The following is a 1,866-nucleotide window of genomic DNA, read 5'->3' as shown; positions in this document are numbered from 1 at the left end:
TCAGGTGGGTGAAGCCATGGCCATGGTCAAAGCGCTTAACCGGATCACGCTATTAGGAATGCCGAACAGTATTCGCATCACGTAACAATCGACCCGTATGGGGCGCAGTCGTCACAAGTTCTGATTTATTCAACAAAGCCTACTAACTTTGCAAATCAAGCTTCTTTTCCGGTTTACAATTATCCATCTTTTGGGCATGGGGCAACAAATCAACCGTTACTCATTGTAAGTAAAGCAAACATTGCCTGTAAAGGAAAGTCCCGCTTTTGCAGTATAAGACAAAAGGGGCTTGAATTTTCCAATGTCGTTCGGCTTTGTTTAATAAATAGATATTATGCTGCGTAGCCATAAAGGCTGCGGATTCCCTTGACGTAAAATCAGTATGTTAAATCCAGAGCGTGGTGATGCATCTCGGAGCGATCAGCATTTTAATCCAAAACAGGCGTGTCATAACAGCATTATTCCCTATTATTCAACAAAGTCATGTCGTTCCGACCAGTTATTCTATCATTATTCCTTCTAGTTTCGGTGCACCTGTCTGTTCGTGATAGATAGGGACAATGACTCATGATAGCAAGGAAAAACGAAGAAAGCAGGAGAGCATGGAAAGGCACCGGAAACCGGGGCCTTTGGTCAAAGATGGACGTTATATGGACACTGTTAAACTAAATCCTTTTATTTTCAATATATTGTCCTTTTCTTTAACGCACCCGAGGGAGCATTTTTACGTGTGATGCCAGAGAAAGGGCTATTTGGCAGGTACAGTGGGAACCGGATCAGGCGCATCGATCTCCTGAAGAGAATCTTCGATGGCAGCGGCGTTCGGGTTCTCTTGTGGAGCCAGACGGCCACCGCGCGCCAGGAAATCATGCCGTTGGAAATAAGCCTCGCGCACCATCAGATATGGATCGGACGAGTTTCTCAGCAGACCATCTGAATCTAGCAGTTGTGCTCGCGTCTCTACCCCTTCCACGACCCATTTACCAGCGGAAGCCCAGAACGTCAGGTAACTCAGGACCGGATAGAGCGTATCAACCATGCCGCCACCGTCTTCACGCAGCGTCGCGCTGCCATAACCCGGCAATACCACATATGGACCATAGCCTACGCCGTAGCTTCCCAAGGTAGTACCGAATCGGCGCGGTTCTTCTTTTGCCAGCTTCGGATTCGCCACCGAGGCAAGATCGAATAATCCCCCCATCCCCAATAGGGTGTTCAGGAAGAAGCGGTTAAAGTGGATCATGGCCTTGTAAGGATCGCCCGACACAAAATAGTTTGCCATCGCGGCGGGTTCTTCCAGGTTACTGAGGAAATTGCTCAGCCCATTACGCGCGGGTTTCGGCACATAGTCACGCCAGGCAACAGCTACAGGCCGGACGACATACGGGTCCAGCACATTGTAGTTAAAGTTGAACATGGTGCGGTTGAATCCCTCAAGTGGGTCGGAACACCCTTGGGTTGTTTTATCCGAAGAGCTGGCGCACCCAACCAGCATGACACTGGCCAGCACCACCCCACTCAAACGGTTATTCATAGTGATTCTCCCTGATAAAATTGCGTTTCGCCCACGTTACAACCGTATAGCATCCCCCCCCCCGACCCGTTTCAACGCATTGACTGCGAAGAACGCATTCTGACAGGAGATGGTCGTTGGTAATGTAACATTTTATTGCAATTCATCGAGGAAAGCTAACTTAATAGTGCTTATTAATGAGTGTGTTAGTGAATTAGGCTTTGTTGAATAAATCAGAACTTGTAACGACTGCGCCCCATACGGGTCGATTGTTACGTGATGCGAATACTGTTCGGCATTCCTAATAGCGTGATCCGGTTAAGCGCTTTGACCATGGCCATGGCTTCACCCAC

At 48.3% G+C, this 1,866-nt stretch carries 2 protein-coding genes and 2 pseudogenes; 2 read left to right on the top strand and 2 right to left on the bottom strand.

The genetic code is table 11. From position 1 onward, the window contains the following. Positions 1-85, top strand: a pseudogene (locus QZ506_RS20565) (lipoprotein); the annotation flags it as partial. A gap of 297 nt (positions 86-382) precedes the next feature. Next, positions 383-523, top strand: coding sequence for a hypothetical protein (locus tag QZ506_RS20560; protein WP_291973564.1), 141 nt, complete (start codon positions 383-385; stop codon positions 521-523). A gap of 225 nt (positions 524-748) precedes the next feature. Here QZ506_RS20560 and mlaA read toward each other — a convergent pair whose 3' ends face one another. After that, complete coding sequence (gene mlaA, locus QZ506_RS20555) at positions 749-1,534, bottom strand: phospholipid-binding lipoprotein MlaA (protein ID WP_291973562.1); 786 nt, start codon at positions 1,532-1,534, stop codon at positions 749-751. A 251-nt stretch (positions 1,535-1,785) separates the two neighbouring features. Next, positions 1,786-1,866 (bottom strand): annotated as a pseudogene (locus QZ506_RS20550) (lipoprotein); the annotation flags it as partial.

It is taken from the genome of Candidatus Symbiopectobacterium sp. (genome assembly GCF_020054415.1).
GTDB lineage: Bacteria > Pseudomonadota > Gammaproteobacteria > Enterobacterales > Enterobacteriaceae > Symbiopectobacterium.
Note: the sequence above shows the minus strand (reverse complement) of the source record. Positions and strands in the feature narration are given on the sequence as shown.